The organism is Pseudomonas sp. W15Feb34 (assembly GCF_023127765.1).
Lineage (GTDB): Bacteria > Pseudomonadota > Gammaproteobacteria > Pseudomonadales > Pseudomonadaceae > Aquipseudomonas > Aquipseudomonas synxantha_A.
Window position 1 is genome coordinate 178,140 of the sequence record NZ_SPKN01000021.1, and the last position, 18,966, is coordinate 197,105.

The 18,966-nt window shown below is 59.1% G+C and carries 26 protein-coding genes; 19 read left to right on the forward strand and 7 right to left on the reverse strand.

Annotation, left to right across the window (positions count from 1 at the left end; all coding sequences use genetic code 11):
- Positions 1 to 42: 42 nt before the first annotated feature.
- From E4O97_RS09315 to recX, 15 genes are all read left to right on the forward strand, one after another.
- Complete coding sequence (locus E4O97_RS09315; protein WP_148852481.1) at positions 43 to 795, forward strand: hypothetical protein; 753 nt, start codon at positions 43 to 45, stop codon at positions 793 to 795.
- A gap of 11 nt (positions 796 to 806) precedes the next feature.
- Complete coding sequence (locus E4O97_RS09320; protein WP_122736075.1) at positions 807 to 1,043, forward strand: tail fiber assembly protein; 237 nt, start codon at positions 807 to 809, stop codon at positions 1,041 to 1,043.
- 85 nt (positions 1,044 to 1,128) lie between these two features.
- Positions 1,129 to 1,302, forward strand: coding sequence for a hypothetical protein (locus E4O97_RS09325; protein WP_003189022.1), 174 nt, complete (start codon positions 1,129 to 1,131; stop codon positions 1,300 to 1,302).
- A 2-nt stretch (positions 1,303 to 1,304) separates the two neighbouring features.
- Complete coding sequence (locus E4O97_RS09330; protein WP_032877508.1) at positions 1,305 to 2,471, forward strand: tail protein; 1,167 nt, start codon at positions 1,305 to 1,307, stop codon at positions 2,469 to 2,471.
- Complete coding sequence (locus E4O97_RS09335; RefSeq protein ID WP_005785401.1) at positions 2,471 to 2,977, forward strand: phage major tail tube protein; 507 nt, start codon at positions 2,471 to 2,473, stop codon at positions 2,975 to 2,977. The genes E4O97_RS09330 and E4O97_RS09335 overlap by 1 nt, the downstream gene beginning before the upstream one ends.
- 180 nt (positions 2,978 to 3,157) lie before the next feature.
- Positions 3,158 to 3,730 (forward strand): phage tail assembly protein, encoded by a 573-nt coding sequence (locus E4O97_RS09340; protein ID WP_032877507.1) that lies wholly within the window; start codon positions 3,158 to 3,160, stop codon positions 3,728 to 3,730.
- Between the two features lie 127 nt (positions 3,731 to 3,857).
- Positions 3,858 to 5,396 carry a tail tape measure protein gene (locus tag E4O97_RS09345; protein WP_248161207.1) on the forward strand — a complete coding sequence of 513 codons (1,539 nt, stop codon included), beginning with the start codon at positions 3,858 to 3,860 and terminating at the stop codon, positions 5,394 to 5,396.
- Positions 5,396 to 5,779: a phage tail protein gene (locus E4O97_RS09350; RefSeq protein ID WP_078820428.1), complete on the forward strand. Its 384-nt coding sequence runs from the start codon at positions 5,396 to 5,398 to the stop codon at positions 5,777 to 5,779. Before E4O97_RS09345 ends, E4O97_RS09350 begins: the two co-directional genes overlap by 1 nt.
- Positions 5,772 to 5,984 carry a tail protein X gene (locus E4O97_RS09355; protein ID WP_078820429.1) on the forward strand — a complete coding sequence of 71 codons (213 nt, stop codon included), beginning with the start codon at positions 5,772 to 5,774 and terminating at the stop codon, positions 5,982 to 5,984. Before E4O97_RS09350 ends, E4O97_RS09355 begins: the two co-directional genes overlap by 8 nt.
- Before the next feature lie 9 nt (positions 5,985 to 5,993).
- The gene (locus E4O97_RS09360) at positions 5,994 to 7,004 is read left to right on the forward strand and encodes a contractile injection system protein, VgrG/Pvc8 family (protein ID WP_078820430.1); all 1,011 of its coding nucleotides are present in this window, start codon (positions 5,994 to 5,996) and stop codon (positions 7,002 to 7,004) included.
- A gap of 67 nt (positions 7,005 to 7,071) precedes the next feature.
- Complete coding sequence (locus E4O97_RS09365) at positions 7,072 to 7,629, forward strand: glycoside hydrolase family 19 protein (protein WP_032877504.1); 558 nt, start codon at positions 7,072 to 7,074, stop codon at positions 7,627 to 7,629.
- Positions 7,617 to 8,096, forward strand: coding sequence for a lysis system i-spanin subunit Rz (locus E4O97_RS09370; RefSeq protein WP_032877503.1), 480 nt, complete (start codon positions 7,617 to 7,619; stop codon positions 8,094 to 8,096). The genes E4O97_RS09365 and E4O97_RS09370 overlap by 13 nt, the downstream gene beginning before the upstream one ends.
- Positions 8,097 to 8,177: 81 nt before the next feature.
- The gene (locus tag E4O97_RS09375; protein WP_005785452.1) at positions 8,178 to 8,678 is read left to right on the forward strand and encodes a CinA family protein; all 501 of its coding nucleotides are present in this window, start codon (positions 8,178 to 8,180) and stop codon (positions 8,676 to 8,678) included.
- Between the two features lie 83 nt (positions 8,679 to 8,761).
- A complete protein-coding gene (recA, locus tag E4O97_RS09380) occupies positions 8,762 to 9,820 on the forward strand; it encodes a recombinase RecA (protein WP_005785454.1) in 1,059 nt (352 codons plus the stop codon).
- 8 nt (positions 9,821 to 9,828) lie between these two features.
- On the forward strand, positions 9,829 to 10,296 hold the full coding sequence (gene recX, locus E4O97_RS09385) for a recombination regulator RecX (RefSeq protein ID WP_078820439.1): 468 nt from the start codon (positions 9,829 to 9,831) through the stop codon (positions 10,294 to 10,296).
- A 62-nt stretch (positions 10,297 to 10,358) separates the two neighbouring features.
- Here the strand turns inward: recX and E4O97_RS09390 are convergent, their stop codons facing one another.
- The gene (locus E4O97_RS09390; protein ID WP_248131315.1) at positions 10,359 to 11,471 is read right to left on the reverse strand and encodes a TIGR00730 family Rossman fold protein; all 1,113 of its coding nucleotides are present in this window, start codon (positions 11,469 to 11,471) and stop codon (positions 10,359 to 10,361) included.
- A gap of 293 nt (positions 11,472 to 11,764) precedes the next feature.
- A complete protein-coding gene (locus E4O97_RS09395; protein WP_216090822.1) occupies positions 11,765 to 12,199 on the reverse strand; it encodes a PA3611 family quorum-sensing-regulated virulence factor in 435 nt (144 codons plus the stop codon).
- Between the two features lie 178 nt (positions 12,200 to 12,377).
- Between E4O97_RS09395 and E4O97_RS09400 the strand changes: the two genes are divergently transcribed.
- The 3 genes from E4O97_RS09400 to E4O97_RS09410 all read left to right on the forward strand — a co-directional run bounded on the left by E4O97_RS09400 (position 12,378) and on the right by E4O97_RS09410 (position 14,437).
- Complete coding sequence (locus tag E4O97_RS09400) at positions 12,378 to 13,097, forward strand: tRNA-uridine aminocarboxypropyltransferase (RefSeq protein WP_032877499.1); 720 nt, start codon at positions 12,378 to 12,380, stop codon at positions 13,095 to 13,097.
- A gap of 251 nt (positions 13,098 to 13,348) precedes the next feature.
- Entirely contained in the window at positions 13,349 to 13,999 is a 651-nt protein-coding gene (erdR, locus tag E4O97_RS09405) for a response regulator transcription factor ErdR (RefSeq protein ID WP_032877498.1), read from the forward strand.
- A 75-nt stretch (positions 14,000 to 14,074) separates the two neighbouring features.
- Entirely contained in the window at positions 14,075 to 14,437 is a 363-nt protein-coding gene (locus E4O97_RS09410) for a diacylglycerol kinase (RefSeq protein ID WP_003189051.1), read from the forward strand.
- 3 nt (positions 14,438 to 14,440) lie between these two features.
- On the opposite strand, the gene E4O97_RS09415 is transcribed toward E4O97_RS09410, so the two are convergent.
- Positions 14,441 to 15,367, reverse strand: a complete 927-nt coding sequence (locus E4O97_RS09415; RefSeq protein WP_010212678.1) for a LysR family transcriptional regulator — start codon at positions 15,365 to 15,367, stop codon at positions 14,441 to 14,443.
- Positions 15,368 to 15,492: 125 nt separating this feature from the next.
- Here E4O97_RS09415 and fpr point away from each other — a divergent pair, with 125 nt between their 5' ends.
- A complete protein-coding gene (fpr, locus tag E4O97_RS09420) occupies positions 15,493 to 16,272 on the forward strand; it encodes a ferredoxin-NADP reductase (protein ID WP_003189055.1) in 780 nt (259 codons plus the stop codon).
- A gap of 128 nt (positions 16,273 to 16,400) precedes the next feature.
- Here the strand turns inward: fpr and tsaA are convergent, their stop codons facing one another.
- The 4 genes from tsaA to E4O97_RS09440 form a co-directional block, all read right to left on the reverse strand.
- Positions 16,401 to 17,096, reverse strand: a complete 696-nt coding sequence (gene tsaA / locus E4O97_RS09425) for a tRNA (N6-threonylcarbamoyladenosine(37)-N6)-methyltransferase TrmO (protein ID WP_103733430.1) — start codon at positions 17,094 to 17,096, stop codon at positions 16,401 to 16,403.
- Between the two features lie 3 nt (positions 17,097 to 17,099).
- Positions 17,100 to 17,561 carry a DUF1456 family protein gene (locus E4O97_RS09430; protein ID WP_005785469.1) on the reverse strand — a complete coding sequence of 154 codons (462 nt, stop codon included), beginning with the start codon at positions 17,559 to 17,561 and terminating at the stop codon, positions 17,100 to 17,102.
- Between the two features lie 68 nt (positions 17,562 to 17,629).
- Positions 17,630 to 18,340 carry an rRNA pseudouridine synthase gene (locus E4O97_RS09435; RefSeq protein ID WP_005785471.1) on the reverse strand — a complete coding sequence of 237 codons (711 nt, stop codon included), beginning with the start codon at positions 18,338 to 18,340 and terminating at the stop codon, positions 17,630 to 17,632.
- A gap of 71 nt (positions 18,341 to 18,411) precedes the next feature.
- Positions 18,412 to 18,885: a GNAT family N-acetyltransferase gene (locus E4O97_RS09440; protein ID WP_248131313.1), complete on the reverse strand. Its 474-nt coding sequence runs from the start codon at positions 18,883 to 18,885 to the stop codon at positions 18,412 to 18,414.
- Positions 18,886 to 18,966 lie beyond the last annotated feature (81 nt).

Here is an 18,966-nt window from a genome sequence, read left to right on the forward strand (position 1 = left end):
AAAGCCGTTAAGGGATGACCAGTAAAACAAGGAGCTCAAACATTGAGTACTGAACAGCAATTGGCCGCCGTTGTCAGCGCGGCAAACAACTTGACGAATACTGTGGCGGGTAAGGTAGGGGAAATTGACAAAGCCCTTGCAGATGCCCAGAGGAAGTATGAAGACCAGCTTTTGAGTTTGAGTCGCCATATACCCAGAGTGGCGATGACAAAAAACTTTCATATGGCTCCCGATGCGACGGGCAACCTGATTGACGGCTGGTATGTTCATACCCAAGTCACGGCGACAAAAACACGAACGATTACTCAGGTAGCTCAGTCGGCGGGACGCCCTCAGGCAGACGTCGATTTTATGCGCCAGGTTCAGGCAGATGTGCGTGAGCAGTTTCCTGATTTCGATATTAGTTCAGCCGAGTATTGGCGAAACCCGATTCATGTCTGGCAGATGAAATGGTCGGAGGACAATGTCAGTCCGTGGCTTGCGTTCCCTTGTGCGGTCGATATGGAACGATTGAGCGGAACAACACCTGTGCCTCTCAACACTCATATGACGATAGCTGCTTTTGTTCGGGTGGTAGAGGGTTCTGTCGACGGCACATGGACTACCGGCAACAAAAAGGGTAAATGGCGCTGGTGCGCTGTGCCTGTACCACCGACAGGGTTCTTTTCTCACTATATGCATATTCACCCTATGCGTACTTCTAATAGTGGACTAATTGAAGTCATGCTTGGCGGTGCCTGTACAGGTGTCGTCACTCACCCATCCGATTGGGGAACTATGTTGGCTCTGGGTTAAGGAAAATACTGATGAAACCTGAATTTGCACTTGCTGAGATTCACCCGCTGATTAAATGGACACTGATTCGTAAAGCTCGTGATGCTGACTTGGCGGCCAGTGATTATGCGGCCATGCCCGACTATCCAATGCTGGATAAGGATCGTCCTGTATTTATGGCCTACCGTCAGGGCTTGCGTGATATCCCTGATCAAGGCAGCGATCCTGATGCAGTTGTGTGGCCTCCTAAACCTGGTTTTCTGAAATAACCCACCGCGAAAGCGGTTTTTTTTCGCCTCCCCGAAGCCCCTCCCCGCAGGGGCTTTGGCATTTTCCACCCGGAGATTTCCACTCATGCCCACCCGCCAAACCTACACCGTCCTCATCCCATTCCCCATCGGTAACGGCCATTGGTCTACCGCCGGCGAGGAGCTGGAACTGCTGGACGTCGAAGCATCCGCCTTGCGCACCGCTGGCCGCCTGGAACTGACCAGCGTCCTCAACTCCACCCCCAAGAAGGCTGAATAATCATGGCTGAGGTTTTGAACTTCGAGCACAACGGCATCACTGTGAATGCCACCGAATCACCCGAGGCCATGGGTGGCCTTGGCGATAACGTGATTGGCTTGGTCGGCACTGCCCCCAACGCCCACGCATCGATCCCGAAAAACGCCCCGTTCCGTATCAACAGCTTCACCACCCAGGCGCTGCTGGACCCCACCGGCACCGAGTCGGGCACCTTGTTCCAGGCGGTGTACCAGATCCTCAAAGTGGTCAAGGTGCCGGTCTACGTGGTCATCGTCGAAGAAGGCGCCACCCCAGCCGATACGATCAACAATGTGATCGGCGGCAACGACCCGGTCACCGGCCGCAAGCTCGGCCTGGCGGCCCTGAGCAGCGTGCCTGAAGACCTGACCATCATCGGCGCCCCAGGCTTTACCGGCACCAAGGCCGTGGCCGGTGAGTTTGCCTCTTTCGGCAAGCGCATCAAGGCGCGTGTGGTACTGGATGGCAAGGACGCTTCGGTGGCCGATCAAGTGACCTACAGCGGCGAGCTGGGCGGTGCCGACCTCGGTTTCGACCGTTGCCTGCTGGTGCACAACATGCCGTCGGTGTACTCCAAGGCCGCGAAGAAAAACGTATTCCTGTCGCCATCCTCGTTGGCCATCGCCGCACTGGCCAAGGTCAAACAGTGGGAAAGCCCGGGCAACCAGGTGACCTTCGCCGAAGACGTTTCCCGCGTGGTCGAGTACAACATCCTCGATACCTCCACCGAAGGCGACCTGCTCAACCGCTACGGCGTGAGCTACTACGCCCGCACCATCCTCGGCGGTTTCTCGCTGCTGGGTAACCGCTCCATCACCGGCAAGTTCATCAGCTACGTCGGCCTGGAAGATGCTATCAGCCGCAAGCTGGTCAAGGCCGGCCAGAAAGCCATGGCCAAGAACCTCACCAAGTCCTTCATGGACCAAGAGGTCAAGCGCATCAACGACTGGTTGCAAACCCTGGTGGCCGACGAGACCATCCCTGGCGGCAGCGTATACCTGCACCCGGAATTGAACAGCGTCGAGAAGTACAAGAACGGCACCTGGTTCATCGTTATCGACTACGGCCGCTACGCGCCGAACGAACACATGGTTTATCAACTCAACGCCCGCGATGAAATCATCGAGCAGTTCCTGGAGGACGTTCTCTAATGTTTACCAACCGAGTCAGACAGGCCATTGCGGCCACCCTTCAAGGCCTGCCGTTGTCCGCAACCGTGGAAGAGTTCACCCCGCCGAAGATCGAGTTCGACATGGAGCCCATGTCCGGAGGTCGCTTTATCGCCGAGGAAATGGCCAAGAGCGGCAAGGTGCTCAATGCCAAGCTGGTGCTGCAAGGTGCCGGTCCGGAAATCATGCTGGCCCTGGGCGTGCGCATGGGCGACGACATCCTGCTGAACGTGCGTGAAGCCGGCCAGGACCAGGACGGGAAGACCTACTTCACCTACCACACCGTCGGCGGCAAGCTCAAATCCCTGGAGGAGGCGAAGCTGAAAATGGGCGACAAGGCTACCACCACGCTGGAACTGTCCTGCCGTACCTACAACCGTCTGGAAAATGGCGTTTCGGTGATCGACATCGACGTGCGCACCCAGAAGTTCGTGCTCAACGGCGTCGACATTCTGGGCGATGCGCGCCGCGCCGTGCTGATGCCGTAAGGATAACTGCAATCGAAGCGGGCACGGTCAATGTGGGAGCCGGGCTTGCCCGCGATGCAGGCGACTCGGTGCGTCTGGAGCACCGAGTTGATGCTATCGCAGGCAAGCCAGCTCCCACAGAGACCGCGCTCAGATTGGGATTCCCGTGCTTTTCAATACCGTTCTACAAGGAATTGCCCCATGGCCTGGATGCCACCGTTGCACATCCTGCTGGCTCCGATCACCGCCGACACCGGCGCGACGATCCAGCAGGTTCAGCTCAAACCGTTGTTCTACGCCGCGCAAAAAGACGCGCTGGCCCGGGCCGGTGATGACGAGGACGATCAGTTTTTCGAACTGGCGAAACTCGCCACCGGCCTGTCGGAAAAAGAGCTCGACCAGCTCAAGCGCCCTGACTACGTAAGCATTGCCCAGTACGTACACGAGATGTCGACGCGCCCGACGTCGTTCTTCCTGAATGCGGATGAAGCGACACCCCACGACCAACCCGTCCAGTTGCTATTGCCCCTGAACGCAGCCGGCCGAACCCTGACCGAACTGCCCCTGGAAATGCCTGCCCTGCGCGCCACCAAGGTGATGAAAAAACTCGCCACCAACAAAGAGCGCGCCGAGTTCATCACCGCCCATTGCACCGGCCTGATGATCCCTGACCTGGCCGGCTTGACCGTGCCCGACTGGACGGAACTGCAGGAGCGTATCGACGATTTTTTAAATCAACCGGCGGACTTCTTTCGCAGCGCGACATCGAAGTAATCCTCGATGTGGTGCCGCTGATCTACTCGGTCAATGAGGCGGAGATCCTCGACTGGGACGCCGGAAAAGCATTGCGCCGCTACGACATAGCGATCACTCGCCTTGGCGTTAAACAGGAGTAAGCGGGATGCAAGAGACTCAATTTGGGACCAGGCTCGTTCAGGAGGACAAGCGTTGGCTGCTTGGCGATGCGGAAATGGGCAATGTGCTGGCGCCGTTTTCCGCAGACCTCGCCGCGCCTGTCAGCCTTGAATCGGTGCCACAATCGTCGCCGTTATTGTTGCCGCAGCCGCAACTCCAGCTGCAACCCCAGCCCCAGCCCCAGCCCCAACCGCAACCGCTGCCGGAGCTGACCTCGGCGCTGATCACCGTCAGTGTGGACATCAACGCTCTGGCCCAAGAGCAAATTCGGTTGCGCGAAACACTGGAAACGCTCACCAGCACGCTGTTCATTAGCGCCAATTCGCTGTCAACCAAGACGGCAGAGGTACGCGCGGGAGTCGCAGAAAGCAAGCAGGACAAGCCTGCGTCTGCTACCCCGTCCTGGGGGGAAAAAAGTGTTGAACTGGCCACGGATGCCGTCAAGTTCGTCGGCAAGGAAGTGTTCACCGGTTTGTGGGATAAAGCCAAAGACCGTCTTTCAGGCAAGGCGATTGATGCGGTGGCTGCCAGGTATCCGAAGGGTGCCAAGTGGCTCAAGGACGATAACGGCAAGGGCGCTGAAAAAGGCAAGGACTGTTGCTGCACCGGAGCAGTGCCTGTGCAGATTCGCGGCCCGCTTGATAGCGCTGCCGCACAGTTGCCAGAGAGTGTCGGTGAGACCGCCAGGAAAGAAGAGAAGGCACGCCCCAAAGATAATCCCAGGAGGCCGCGCGGCAAGCGTAACAAGGCCCGTCAAATAAAATCGCGCGAGGTCAAAATCCCAGAGGTCAGAGGGCGGACCGATCTCAAATCGCAGCCTACTGTCACGCCAGCCCCTGCTGCGCCGCCAGTCAATATCATGGGCCAGCCGCAGCTAGCGTTCGACAGCAAACGGGTGAGCGAGACTACACGCAGTATTTCCGGCAACTCATTGACCTCTTACGCAGCCGCTTCGGCAGACCGAGTCGCAGCACAGGGTGGGCCCAAGGGTTTGGCCCCTGGACTGTCGGGGACGCTCGCAAAGCTTGAATCGTCCGCCGTACGCCGCCTTGGCCCGCTGAAGTATGTCGACACCGCCGTGGATGTGATCCAGGGCGTACGCAATGGCGACGCCAAGGCCGTCGGTGCTGGCCTTAGCACCGCTGGCGGCGCCTGGGCGGGAGCATCCGCCGGCGCCGCGCTCGGCACTCTGGTTTTCCCTGGCATTGGCACCGCAGTCGGTGGCGTCATCGGTGGCTTGCTGGGCAGCGAAGCAGGCAGTTGGCTCGGTGACAAACTGTTCAGCGCAAGTGATCGCCTGCCCGCGCCCAACGCGCTGAGCAAGGAACTCAACAGCGCCCGCACCGACAACGTCCAGGTCACGCTTGCACCGAGTATCCAGATCACCGGCGTCAACCCCGCCGATGCCCAGCAGGTCGTCAACCAGGTGATCCAGGCCCTGCAATTTCAATGCGTGCCGATGGTCACCGATTCCCTGGGCATCCGGCGCAACGCGGCACTGGCCGATCCTTCAGGAGGTGATTGATGCGACAACAAATGGTGCTGGGCGACTTTATTTTTGGCTTATCCCGAGGGTTCGCCTATTCCACACTGGCCCGCAACAGCGACGGCGGCTGGAGTGACCTGGCGATTATTGCCAGCAAACCCCAGTCGCGGCAGAACGGCCAGAAGCTGGAAAAACTCACCTTCAGCGGCACGGCCATGTACGCCGTTGGCATGCAGCGCCTGGACGAATTGCGCGCTCTGCAAAATGCGCGGGCGCCGTTGCCGCTGGTCGACGGTATCGGCCGTAACTGGGGCCTGTGGCGGATCAATTCGGTGGTGGAAGCCCAAAGCAATGTGATCGATGACGGCACTGCCATGGTCATGACCTGGACCCTTGAGCTGGAGGAGTTCGTCAATGCGTAGAGTGCGAAGTATTGCCGGTGATTCGGTCAACCTGCTGCTCTACCGTGAGCTGAAGCGTTGCGATGACGCGGCGGAAGAAACCCTCTGGCGCTTGAACCCTGAACTGGCTGAATACGGCCCTGTACTGCCGGCAGGCGTATGGGTGGTCGTGCCTGAGATGCAAGCCCGGCCGGCTGCTGTACGGCCCGTTCTGGCCTGGGATTGAGGAGGTTGCATGGCACACGGATTTACCCCGATCGTAGAGTTCTACGGCGCCAACGCGGCGCTGCTCAATCAACGCCTGATGCACTGGAGCCACACCGACGCCGCGGGCATCCAGACTGACCGCCTGGAACTGACCCTTAACATAGAAGGGCTGGAGGGCTTGCCCAGCCTCAGTGGCAAGATCGGCCTGCGTGTCGGTTACCAGGAAACCGGCTTGGTGGAAAAAGGCGAGTTTGTCGTCACCCAACGCACCCCAGTGTTGTTTCCGATGCGCCTGATGATCGTGGCCACCGCCGCGCCCTTCAGCGAGGCGGATAAAAGCGGCTATCGCCAGCGCCGCTCCGCCAGCCATGGGCCGACTACCTTGGGGGCGTTGTTTCGTCAACTGGTCAGCCGCCATGGTTTTTCACCGCGAGTGGCACCCGCGTTGGACGGCATTGCGATTGCGCACATCGACCAGTCCAACGAAAGCGACATGGCCTTCATCACCCGCTTGGCCAAACGCTACAACGCGGTCACCAAGCCGTTCAACGAACTCTATGTGCTGGCCGAAGCGGGGCAAGCCAAATCACTCTCCGGCCAGCTATTACCGCAAGTGAAATTGTCGGTGACCGAGGACAACCGGCCCGGTGAGCAGGCCTTTATCACCGCCAAGCTCGACGAAAAATCGCGCTCCAAGTACATGGGCAGCCGCGTCAGCTGGTGGGATTCCGGAGCTGGCAAGCAGCGCATGGTCCAGGTCGGGATTGCCCCGTTCAAGACCCTGCGCCAGCGCTGCCAGAACGAAGCCGAAGCCCGCGCCGTGGCCGAAGGCGAACTGCGCCGGGTGGGCCGTGAAGGTTTGAAGCTGCAGATCGATTGCCCCGGTAACCCGCTGCTCGCTGCCGAAGGCTTGCTGGTGCTGGATGAAACCTGGCCTTCGTATATGCAGGGGCGCTGGTCGATTACCCAAGTGACCCACGTCGGCGACCCGGCGACGGGGTATCGCAGTTCGATCATGGCCAGTGGATTGGCGTCTTAGGCGCGGGCAGAAGAGGGAGCTTGAGTTCGTGTATCACTGAAAGCTCGAGCTCAAGAAGGAGGGATGCATGGTTCTATCTGAGCAACAGCTGGTTAAAGTACTACCAAACTCCCGCCTTAAAGCGGGAGTTTTCATTTCGGCGTTAAACACGGCGATGTCCCATCACCAAATCACCACACCTGAACGCACTGCGGCATTCCTCGCCCAAATCGGCCACGAATCTGCTCAGTTGCTCTATGTGCGAGAACTGGGTAGCGATCACTACCTGAGCAAATACGACACCGGTACCCTGGCCGCCCGGCTGGGCAACACGCCCGAGGCGGATGGCGATGGCCAGAAGTATCGGGGCAGGGGGCTTATCCAGATCACGGGGCGTCGCAACTACCTGGCCTGCAGCCGAGCGCTGTTCGGCGATGATCGCCTGCTGCTGCAACCGCAATTGCTGGAGCAACCGCAATGGGCTTGCGAATCGGCAGCCTGGTTTTGGCAGAGCAACGGTTTGAATGAACTGGCCGACAGGGACCAATTCACCGCTATCACTCGGCGTATCAACGGCGGTCTCAATGGCCTGGATGAGCGTTTGCGCTTGTGGGCGCGGGCCAAGGCGGTGTTATGCATCTCCTAAGTGCGTTGCGTTTGATCGGCGTGTGTCTGCTCATGGCGTTTGTTTGGCAGGTCCAGGCTTGGCGATATGGTGCGCAGCTTGAGCTGCAATCAAGCACCCATGCTCAAGCGCTGAACCAGCAAAGGCTGGCAGCACAAAACCAACGCCGGGCTCTGGAGCAACAGCTCAACGTCAACGACCACCAACACACCCAGGAGTTGAGCGATGCCCAACGCAACCAAGCTGCTCTGCGTGACCGTCTGGCCACTGCTGATGTGCGGTTGTCAGTCCTTCTCGACGCCGCCGATTCCGCCACTGGCTGTACAGTGCCTGCCTCCACCACCGCCGGCAGCCTGGTTCATGCAGCCCCGCGAGCCCGACTTGACCCGGCGCATGCTCAGCGAATTATCCGCATCACCGACGACGGCGACAGCGCCCTGATCGCCTTGCGCGCTTGCCAGGCCTATGTGCAGGCCGTCGCGCGTTAGCCTCTTGATGCACTCTGTATCTTGCATGGCCGATAGGCTCCTGTAGGGTAGGCGAACCCCCGCCCACTCCTGGAGACGACCGTGAAGGAAATCACTCAACTGGCCGCTGAACTGGGTCGCCGTTTGCAGGTGCTCAGTGCCCACGTCACCACTGCCGAGTCCTGTACCGGCGGCGGCATTGCCGAAGCCATCACGCGGATCCCGGGCAGTTCGGCCTGGTTCGAGGCGGGCTATGTCACCTATTCCAATCGCCAGAAGACCCGGCAGTTGAACGTGCCGGAAAAACTCTTTTCCAAAGTAGGCGCCGTCAGCCAGGAAGTGGTGGAGGCGATGGCCCGCGGCGCTCAGGAAAAAAGCCTGGCGCGGTTTGCCGTGGCGGTCAGCGGTGTGGCCGGCCCCGATGGCGGCTCGCCAGACAAGCCGGTGGGCACCGTTTGGCTGGCCTTTGCAGTGGGCGACGAGGTGACAGCCGAGCTTGCGCACTTCCCCGGCAACCGCGACGAGGTGCGCCGACAAACGGTAAAAGCCGCACTGGAGGGCTTGTTGCGACGAGCTGCAGCAGAAATCGAGAAACAGGGGTAGGCGATCACCGATCTTTGTGGAACAATACTGTCTACTTATACAGGTGTTGGCCGTCAGGCCTTATTGATTACGTGAGGACTTTAATGGACGACAACAAGAAGAAAGCCTTGGCTGCGGCCCTGGGTCAGATCGAACGTCAATTCGGCAAGGGTGCCGTAATGCGTATGGGCGATCACGACCGTCAGGCGATCCCGGCTATTTCCACTGGCTCTCTGGGTCTGGACATCGCGCTCGGCATTGGCGGCCTGCCAAAAGGCCGTATCGTTGAAATCTACGGTCCTGAATCTTCCGGTAAAACCACCCTGACCCTGTCGGTGATTGCCCAGGCGCAAAAGATGGGCGCCACCTGCGCGTTCGTCGACGCCGAGCACGCCCTGGATCCTGAGTACGCCGGCAAGCTGGGCGTCAACGTCGATGACCTGCTGGTTTCCCAGCCGGACACCGGCGAGCAAGCCCTGGAAATCACCGACATGCTGGTGCGCTCCAACGCCATTGACGTGATCGTGGTCGACTCCGTGGCTGCCCTGGTACCCAAGGCTGAAATCGAAGGCGAAATGGGCGACATGCACGTGGGCCTGCAAGCCCGCCTGATGTCCCAGGCGCTGCGTAAAATCACCGGTAACATCAAGAACGCCAACTGCCTGGTGATCTTCATCAACCAGATCCGCATGAAGATCGGCGTGATGTTCGGCAGCCCGGAAACCACCACCGGTGGTAACGCGCTGAAGTTCTACGCTTCGGTCCGTCTGGATATCCGCCGTACTGGCGCGGTGAAGGAAGGTGACGAGGTTGTCGGTAGCGAAACTCGCGTCAAGGTTGTGAAGAACAAAGTGGCCCCGCCATTCCGTCAGGCTGAGTTCCAGATTCTCTACGGCAAGGGTATCTACCTGAACGGCGAGATGATCGACCTGGGTGTACTGCACGGTTTCGTCGAAAAGTCCGGTGCCTGGTATGCCTACAACGGCAGCAAGATCGGTCAGGGCAAGGCCAACTCGGCCAAGTTCCTGGCGGACAACCCGGATATCGCTGCCACGCTTGAGAAGCAGATTCGCGACAAGCTGCTGACCCCGGCGCCGGACGTGAAAGCTGCCGCTAACCGCGAGCCGGTTGACGAGATGGAAGAAGCCGACACTGACATCTGAAGCAAACGATGACCGTTGTACTGGATACACTCGTTGCCGTTCGGCGCACTGCAATGGACCTGCTCGCTCGCCGCGAGCATGGCCGAGTCGAGCTGACGCGTAAATTGCGTCAGCGCGGCGCAGAGCCTGAGATGATCGAAACAGCCCTCGACCGTTTGACAGAAGAAGGGCTGTTGTCGGAAGCCCGTTACCTTGAAAGTTTTGTGTCCTACCGAGCGCGCTCCGGTTACGGCCCTGCGCGGATTCGTGAAGAGCTGAGCCAGCGTGGTCTGCAACGTGCCGATATCGACCTTGCCCTGCGTGAGTGCGGTATCAACTGGCTGTCGCAGTTGGAAGACACTTGGCGCCGCAAGTTTGCGGGGCACCTTCCGATTGACGCCAGGGAGCGTGCGAAGCAAGGGCGCTTTCTGAGCTATCGCGGGTTTTCGATGGACATGATCAGCCGCTTGTTGAGCGGCCGCGATATGGACGACTGAACGCCCCAAAACGAAAAGGCCCACTATGAAAATAGTGGGCCTTTTTTTTCGCCTGCAAAAAACTACGCCGGCAGTGACGTCACACGTTGCTGCGTCTTGCCTTGGGCCTGTGCCCAGTTTTCCGGCAGGTTGATGTAATCCACCAATTCACGCAGTCGCCCCTGGTCGCGGCCATTGAAGTTGAACATCAGGCGGGTCAAGTGACTGAACCTTGGTTCGTCATGGTCTTCGCCTGTATAGGCGAGCTGTTGAAACTCGCCACTGAGCCGCAGGCTGGCAAACTCTTGCTGCAAATGGGCCAGAGCACGCTCACTGAGAGGATGGTTCATGCGCACCACAAACTCGCGTTTCAACCAACGGGTGGAGTGGAAGTTGGCATAGAACTGGTTGATTTCATCCACTGCTTCTTCGGCGCTGTAGACCAGGCGTATCAGCTTGAGGTCAGTAGGCAGAATGTAGCGGTTGGCTTCCAACTGGCTGCGGATAAAGTCCAGGGCACCTTGCCAGAACCCACCGCCTGGCGCATCCAGCAACACTACTGGCACCAGCGGGCTCTTGCCAGTCTGGATCAGGGTCAGTACTTCCAAAGCCTCGTCCAGGGTGCCGAAACCGCCTGGGCACAACACCAGCGCATCGGCTTCCTTGACGAAGAACAACTTGCGGGTAAAGAAGAAGTGGAATGACAGCAGGTTTTCGGTGCCATCGATGGTGGGGTTGGCGTGCTGTTCAAAGGGTAGCGTGATATTGAACCCCAGGCTGTGCGCCAGGCCCGCGCCTTCGTGGGCTGCCGCCATGATGCCGCCGCCACCGCCGGTGATCACCATCAGGTCGGAGCGCGCCAATGCTGCACCCACCTCTCGGGCCAGTGCATACAGTGGGCTTTCCACAGGTGTACGTGCCGAGCCGAACACCGTCACCTTGCGCCGGTCCTTGAATTGTTCGAGTAAGCGAAATGCATGGTCCAATTCACGAATGGCGCGCAGGGTGATCTTGGCATTCCAGCGATCCCGGTCGTCCTGGGCCATGCGCAGAACGGTAAGGATCATGTCGCGATAAAGGGGGATATTCGGGCTGTTGGGGGCGATCAACTGGATTTGCGCGTCGACCTGCTGCGTGAGGTCGGTCCCGTTTTCTTCAAAATGACGAAGCAACTGATCATTGGATTCATAAGGCATTCAACTTCTCCTTCTTTACAGGGCCTGGATAGTCGACGAGAGCGTCGTCGGGGCCACGACACTGCATGTGTCGTTGCATGCCACAGGAGGGCAGGCCGCGTATGCCCTGAAAGTGTTACAGAACAGCATTGAAGTAGCTGTGGGCGGGCGTATGGGATGGCTTGATCATGGGCCGAAAAACCCTTGGCTGGCAACCGCTTATTGGTTACTCATCGCGTAGTTTAGTCGTTGGCAGGAGCTGGAGCGGGGGAGTGCGCGCCGCTGGACAGCCGCGCGCGAGGGTTTAGCAGTGGTTACTTTTTCTTCTTCGCCGGAGCCGGGCAATCCGCTTCTACGAACTTGACCGATGCCACAGGGCGGTTGCTTTTGTTCTCGGTGATTTCATAGCGCATCACTGCGCCCTTGGCCATCAGCTCGCGGTAGCCTGGGTTGGTGCAGACGCTGCGGCCGAGCTGGAAATACACAGCCTTGGGGTTGGCACGCATCTGTTCGGCACGATCAGGCTGAACGCTAAGGTGATCGATCAGCTGCATACCCTCAACGGTGTAGGCCACTTCCAGGGTCTTTTCATCAATTTCCCGGGGCAGGTCCTTGTTGCTTTCGGCCGCGACGCTTTGCAGCTTCCTGTTCATTTGAGCCTCCAGCAGCGAGGCCGCGTGGGCGCCCATAGGCAAGACCAACGCTATGGCGAGGGATGGGGCAACAAGGCGCAGCATGGAACGCAGCATGAAACTCTCCTGATTCGGTTACTGGTGCATAGACCAGCCACTGGGCTGTGCGTTCAGTGGCGCGCAATTATAGGTGAGCCCTTGCCACTACAGCCAGGCGTATCGCTGGTAAACTGCGGGACTTCTGCTTTTCACGAGTTTCTTCCGTGCCGATTCCCTTTTCTTCGCCGCGTGCCCGATGAGCCACGCCGTTTCCCGTTTGCGTGCTCAGCGTCTGGCGCGTGCCGTCAGGCCGTTTCTTAATCGTGGTTCCCGAGCTGAGCGTTGCCCCGGCTGTCGGGTAATTCCCGAGTACTGCTTATGTGCCTGGCGGCCCCAGGTACAAGCCAAGTCGGCCATGTGCCTGTTGATGCATGACGTTGAGCCGATGAAACCCAGCAACACGGGTTGGCTGATCGCTGATGTCATACACGACACCACTGCATTCGCATGGTCGCGCACCGAAGTCGACCCCGATTTGCTCAGATTGTTGGCCGATCCGCAGTGGCAGCCATATATTGTCTTCCCCGGTGAATTCGTGGCACCAGAACGGGTGGTCAGTGAAGTGCGCATGGAGGAGGGCAAGCGCCCGCTGTTTATCTTGCTGGACGGCACCTGGAGCGAAGCGCGCAAGATGTTTCGCAAAAGCCCCTACTTGGAGCACTTGCCGGTACTGAGCCTGGCGCCAGAGCAGTTGTCACGCTACAAACTGCGGCGTTCCAAGCGTGATGACCATTTCTGCACCGCCGAGGTGGCGGCACTTTGTCTGGAGTTGGCCGAAGACGTGGCCGCCAGCGAAGTGTTGGATGCCTATCTCGATGTATTCAGCACCCATTACCTGGCTGCCAAGTTCCAAATGCCGCTGGACCCGATGGACGCTGTGCATACTCGCCTTGCACCCTACATCCCGGCGGTATAACCAGACGACGTTTGCATGATGGCACCGTAAACCTGCAACCCGCTAAAATGCCCTCGGGCGTAGTGCTTGACCCTCCAGGCTACGCTGGTCATGCTGGGCGCCGATTGGGGCGCAACCGTGAATGCCTGACGTCGTTTCACGTGCTTTTGACGTTGAGCAGGCCCTGTGGCGATAGCTGCCAGGCCGTCGCCTTGTGTATTGGTGAGCCCTGAACCATCAGGGCTGCCATAAAAAACAGGATCATTTAACCAATGGCCACATACGAAATCCTGATAGCCGATGACCATCCGCTGTTTCGCAGCGCTCTGCATCAGGCAGTCACCCTGGGGCTTGGCCCTGATGTTCGCCTGGTCGAAGTGGCCAGCATCGCCGAACTGGAAGCTCGCCTCACCGAAAAATCCGACTGGGACCTGGTGCTGCTCGACCTGAACATGCCCGGTGCCTACGGCTTTTCCGGGCTGGTGCTGCTGCGCGGGCAATACCCGCAGATCCCCGTGGTGATGGTCTCGGCCCAGGAGGAAGCCGACGTGGTGGTGCGCTCCAAGGAGTTTGGCGCCAGTGGCTTCATTCCCAAGTCCAGCGCGATGGAAGATATCCAGAAAGCCGTGCGCGCGGTATTGGACGGCGATGTGTCCTGGCCGCCCCAGGCGTTTGAACAAATCAACGTGTCCGACGAAGCCAAGGCCGCCCGTGATGGCCTGGCCAGTCTCACACCTCAGCAGTTTCGGGTGCTGACCATGGTCTGCGAGGGTTTGCTGAACAAGCAGATTGCCTACGAATTGAGCGTGTCGGAAGCGACCATCAAGGCCCATGTCACGGCGATTTTCCGTAAGCTGGGAGTGCGTACCCGGACCCAGGCGGCGTTGCTCTTGCAACAACTTGAGTCAATCTCGCAACATTAAGTTACAGCCGCTTCACGCTTTTTTGACTTTGCGTGATCTAGCTTCCCCACTTCTTTGGTTCAGTTGCCTACATCTATGTCGCCTTTCAAGGGTCAAACCGGTATCAAACGTATCTTCAATGCAGGGGGCTATTCCCTGGATGGTCTGCGCGCAGCTTTCACCGGCGAGGCGGCGTTCCGTCAGTTGGTGTTGTTGAACGTCATCCTGATCCCTTTGAGCTTTTTCCTGCAGGTCAGCCGGGTCGAGCGGGCACTGCTGATTGCGGTATGCCTGCTGGCGTTGATTGTCGAGTTGCTCAACTCTGCGGTAGAAGCGGCCATTGACCGTATTTCCCTGGACCGCCATCCGCTGTCGAAGAACGCCAAGGACATGGGCAGCGCCGCGCAATTTGTGGCACTGACCATGATCACCCTGGTGTGGGCGGTGATCCTGATCTGACGATCAGGCAATACTCGGCAGCACGATCTCGTCGCTGCGCTGCACCCCGGCGGTGAAGGCGCGGCACAGTTCGAGAAACTCGCGCATCGCCGAGGTCTGGTATTTCTGCTTATGCCAGATGAAGTAGAACTGCCGGGCCAGGTCCAGATCCGGGGTTTCTACCGGCACCAGGCTGCCGCGGCGAAAGGCATCGCGCAACGCCAGCCGCGAAATGCAGCCAATCCCCAAGCCTGACTCCACTGCCCGCTTGATCGCCTCGGTGTGTTCCAGCTCCAGACGGATATTCAGCGCGCTGCGATGATGGCGCATGGCCTGGTCAAACGTCAGGCGCGTGCCCGAGCCTTGTTCGCGCAGTATCCACGCTTCGTGGGTCAATTCGTCCATGCTGGCCACGCCACGCTTGGCCAAATGATGCTGCGGCGCACAAAACACCACGAGCTCATCTTCTACCCACGTCTGCACCTCGATATCCGGGTGGCTGCAGTCGCCTTCAATTAGACCCAGGTCAATTTCGTAGTGCGCTACCTGATGCACGATATGTGCAGTGTTCTGCACATGGAGTTTCACCTGGCTTTCGGGATGCTGCTGCATAAAGCTGCCAATCAGCAGCGTCGCCAAGTAATTGCCGATGGTCAGGGTCGCGCCGACCGCCAAGGAGCCGAAGCCGGACTTGCCGTTGAGCAGGTCCTCGATCTCTTTGGCCTGGTCCAGCAGTGCAACCGCCTGGGGCAATAGCTGGTGACCGAGGGCGTTGAGACTCAGGCGTTTGCCGGCGCGGTCGAACAATTGGCAGCTGGATTGACGCTCCAGCTCGGTAATCGACGTGCTGGCGGCGGATTGAGATAAGGCCAGAAGGCCAGCAGCGCGCGAGACGCTTTCCTGCTGGGCGACGGCGACGAAAACTTGCAGTTGACGGAGAGTAAATCGCATATCGATATAACCGATAACCCTTATCTTAATAATCCAGTTAACAGATATTGTCGCCGCCATTAGAATGCTGTGCAATTGCGCATCCTTACCTTTGGCGCAGACCCATTTCCAGGAGTCCCCCGTACATGAGCAACATGAACCACGAGCGTGTCCTCAGTGTTCATCACTGGAACGACACTCTGTTCAGCTTCAAGTGCACCCGCGATCCGGGCCTGCGCTTCGAGAACGGTCAGTTCGTGATGATCGGCCTGCAACAGCCCAACGGCCGCCCGCTCATGCGCGCTTACTCGATTGCCAGCCCGAACTGGGAAGAGCATCTGGAATTCTTCAGCATCAAGGTGCCGGATGGCCCGCTGACTTCCCAATTGCAGCACTTGAAGGAAGGCGACGAGATCATCATCAGCAAAAAACCGACGGGCACCCTGGTGCTTGACGATTTGAAGCCGGGCAAACACCTGTACCTGCTCAGCACCGGCACTGGCCTCGCGCCGTTCATGAGCGTGATCCAGGACCCGGAGACCTACGAGCGTTTCGAAAAAGTCATCCTGTGCCACGGCGTGCGCTACGTCAACGAAGTCGCCTACCGCGAATTCATCACCGAGCACCTGCCGCAGAACGAATTCTTCGGCGAGGCCCTGCGTGACAAGTTGATCTACTACCCGACCGTGACCCGCGAGCCGTTCGAAAACGAAGGCCGCCTGACCGACCTGATGCGCAGTGGCAAGCTGTTCAGCGACATCGGCCTGCCACCGATCAACCCCGAAGACGACCGCGCCATGCTGTGCGGCAGCCCAAGCATGCTGGATGAGACCAGCGAAGTGCTGAACAGCTTCGGCCTGAAGGTTTCGCCACGGATGCGTGAGCCGGGTGATTACCTGATCGAGCGTGCGTTCGTCGAGAAGTAATACCGCGTCAGTAAGCAGATCAAAATGTGGGAGGGGGCTTGCCCCCGATGGCGGAGTGTCAGTCACTGCATCTGGTGACTGACCCACTGCTATCGGGAGCAAGCCCCCTCCCACATTCGGTCTCCGGTTTATCCGGCGGGAACCACTTCCAGCACACAAATCATCCCGGGTTCCGGGTAGTGCCAGCGCACATCCACATCCCAGAATTGCGCACCGTATTCCCGTTCCGACGTAGGAACCTGATACGCCGGCCGCGGATCCTGCGCCAAACACTGCTCAATCAGTTCCACCAACGGCTCGCCGAGGCGTTGAGCGTGGCCTTGCGCCTGTTGCAGCGCCGTCTTCAGCCACTGCACCGCAATCAGTTGCGGCGCGCTGCTGGCAATGGTGTTGGTAGCGCTGTCGACAATGTCGGCATAGGGCACATATGGCTTGATATCCAGCACCGGCGTGCCATCGAGCAAGTCGATCCCGGAAATCCACAGTCGCCCCGGTTCCACCTTATCCAGCTTGACCACCGATTGGCCGATGCCATTAGGTCGGTGGGTGGCACGGGTGGCAAACACGCCCATGGACGTATTGCCGCCCAGGCGTGGCGGGCGCACTTTCAGGCGTGGCTTGTCTTCCAGGGCCTGATGAAACAGGAACAGCAACCACACATGGCTGACCTGTTCCAGCCCCTGCACCGCCTCGCCCTGGTCGAACGGCGCCACCAACTCCAGCACGCCACGGGCAGCCGGTGCCAGTTGCGGTTGGCGCGGGATGGCGAACTTCTCCTTGAAGCAGGAGCGTACGAAACCGACGGGCGAGACCTGGTAACTCATGGCTTAGGCACGGACCCGCAAGGTCAGGCCCTTGAGGAAGTTACGCAGCAACTGATCACCACAGGTGCGGTAGTTGGTATGGCCGAACTTGCGGAACAGCGCGCTCAGCTCTGGCTTGGACACCGGGAACTCCGCTGCCTTGAGGATGGCATGCATGTCGTCTTCCTTCAGTTCGAAGGCCACGCGCAGCTTTTTCAGGATGATGTTGTTGGTCACCGGCGTTTCGATCGGCTGCGGTGGACGGCTTTCGTCCTTGCCGCGCTTGAAGATGACCAAGCCATCGAGGAAGTGAGCCATGACTTCATCCGGGCAGAACACGAAGCCTTCTTCCTCATCTTTCTTGAGGTAGGTCAGCAGGTCTTCCTTGGTCACGTCCATGCCGCCGAGCTTGATGATCTCGACCATCTTGTTGTCGCTGATGTCGAGCATGTAGCGCACGCTGCGCAGTACGTCGTTGTGAATCATGGTGAGCAATCCTGCTATTGAACTGATGACGCCGCCCAATCAGGCGGTGTCGGGAAAAGGGGAACGGCTTAGAACTTCTCTTTGCCGGACAGGTAGCGCCATTGGCCCACTGGCACCTTGCCAATGGACACGCCGCCGATGCGGATACGGCGGATGGCGATGACTTTCAGGCCAACAGCTTCGCAGAACAGCGCGATAACGCCGGGTTGCGGGTTTTTCATCGCAAAGCGCAGGCGGTTTTCGTTCTGCCAGCTGGCTTTCACGGCGGGCAGTTCCTTACCTTTGTAGGTCAGGCCGTGGTTCAGGCGGTTGAGGCCGTGGGCAACCATGTCGCCTTCGACTTCTACTACGTACTCCTGCTCGATCTTGGCGGCATCGGCGGTCAACTTGCGCAGAATCTTCCAGTCCTGGGTGAACACCAGCAAGCCGCTGGCCTTGGCTTGCAAGTCGGCGCTGGCGGTCAGGCGCAGGAAATGCCCCTTGAGCGGGCGCTTGCTGAAGCGGTGTTCTTCAGACAAGGTCTCGGCGCTGATCGTGGCCATGGCGGTTTCAGCGTCCATGCCTGCCGGCGCGTGCAACAGAATGGTCACCGGCTCTGGTGGGGTGGCTTTGGCCTCTGGGTCCAGCTCGACTTTTTCGGTTGTGACCTTGAACTGCGGCTCGTCGATCACTTCGCCGTCCACCGAGACCCAGCCGCCTTCGATAAACAGCTCAGCCTCCCGACGGGAGCAACCGACCAGTTCGATAAGGCGTTTGGAGAGGCGTATGGGGTCAGTCATGACAAGGGCCGTAACAAAAGGGGGCGGCTATTGTACCTGCCTGGCGCCGGTTAATCCCGAGCCCATTTCATTTAGCCCTGGCGCGCCTGTTGTTGCAGCTGGCGCAAACGCATATGCAGCAACGGGTAAGGCTGCCCAAGGCCATCATGCTCCGTGCGTCCGATCACCTCGAAGCCCTGCTTGAGGTAAAAGCCCAGCGCCTGGGGGTTCTGCTCGTTGACGTCCAGTTCCTCGGCGTTCAGGTGTTCGATGGCATAGCCCAGCAATTGCCGGCCCAGGCCCTGGCCACGGTGTTGCGGGTCGATAAACAGCATTTCCACCTTGCCGGCCACCACCCCGGCGAACCCGGTGATGCGCTGGCGCGAGTCCTTGGTGCAGATCAGCATCACCGCATCCAGGTAGCGGGTCAGCACCAGGTTTTTCAACCGGTCGATATAGCTGTCCGGCAGGAAGTTGTGGGTGGCGCGTACTGAGGCTTCCCAGATCTGCGCCAGGCGCGGGTAGTCGCTGGATTTAGGCGTATAGATGACCGAATGCTGTCGCATGACCGCTGCCTCTTGGCGTTATTTGCGCTGATGAGCAAAACGATAGACCTAAAAAAGCCCCGCATCTTGTCAGAGGCGGGG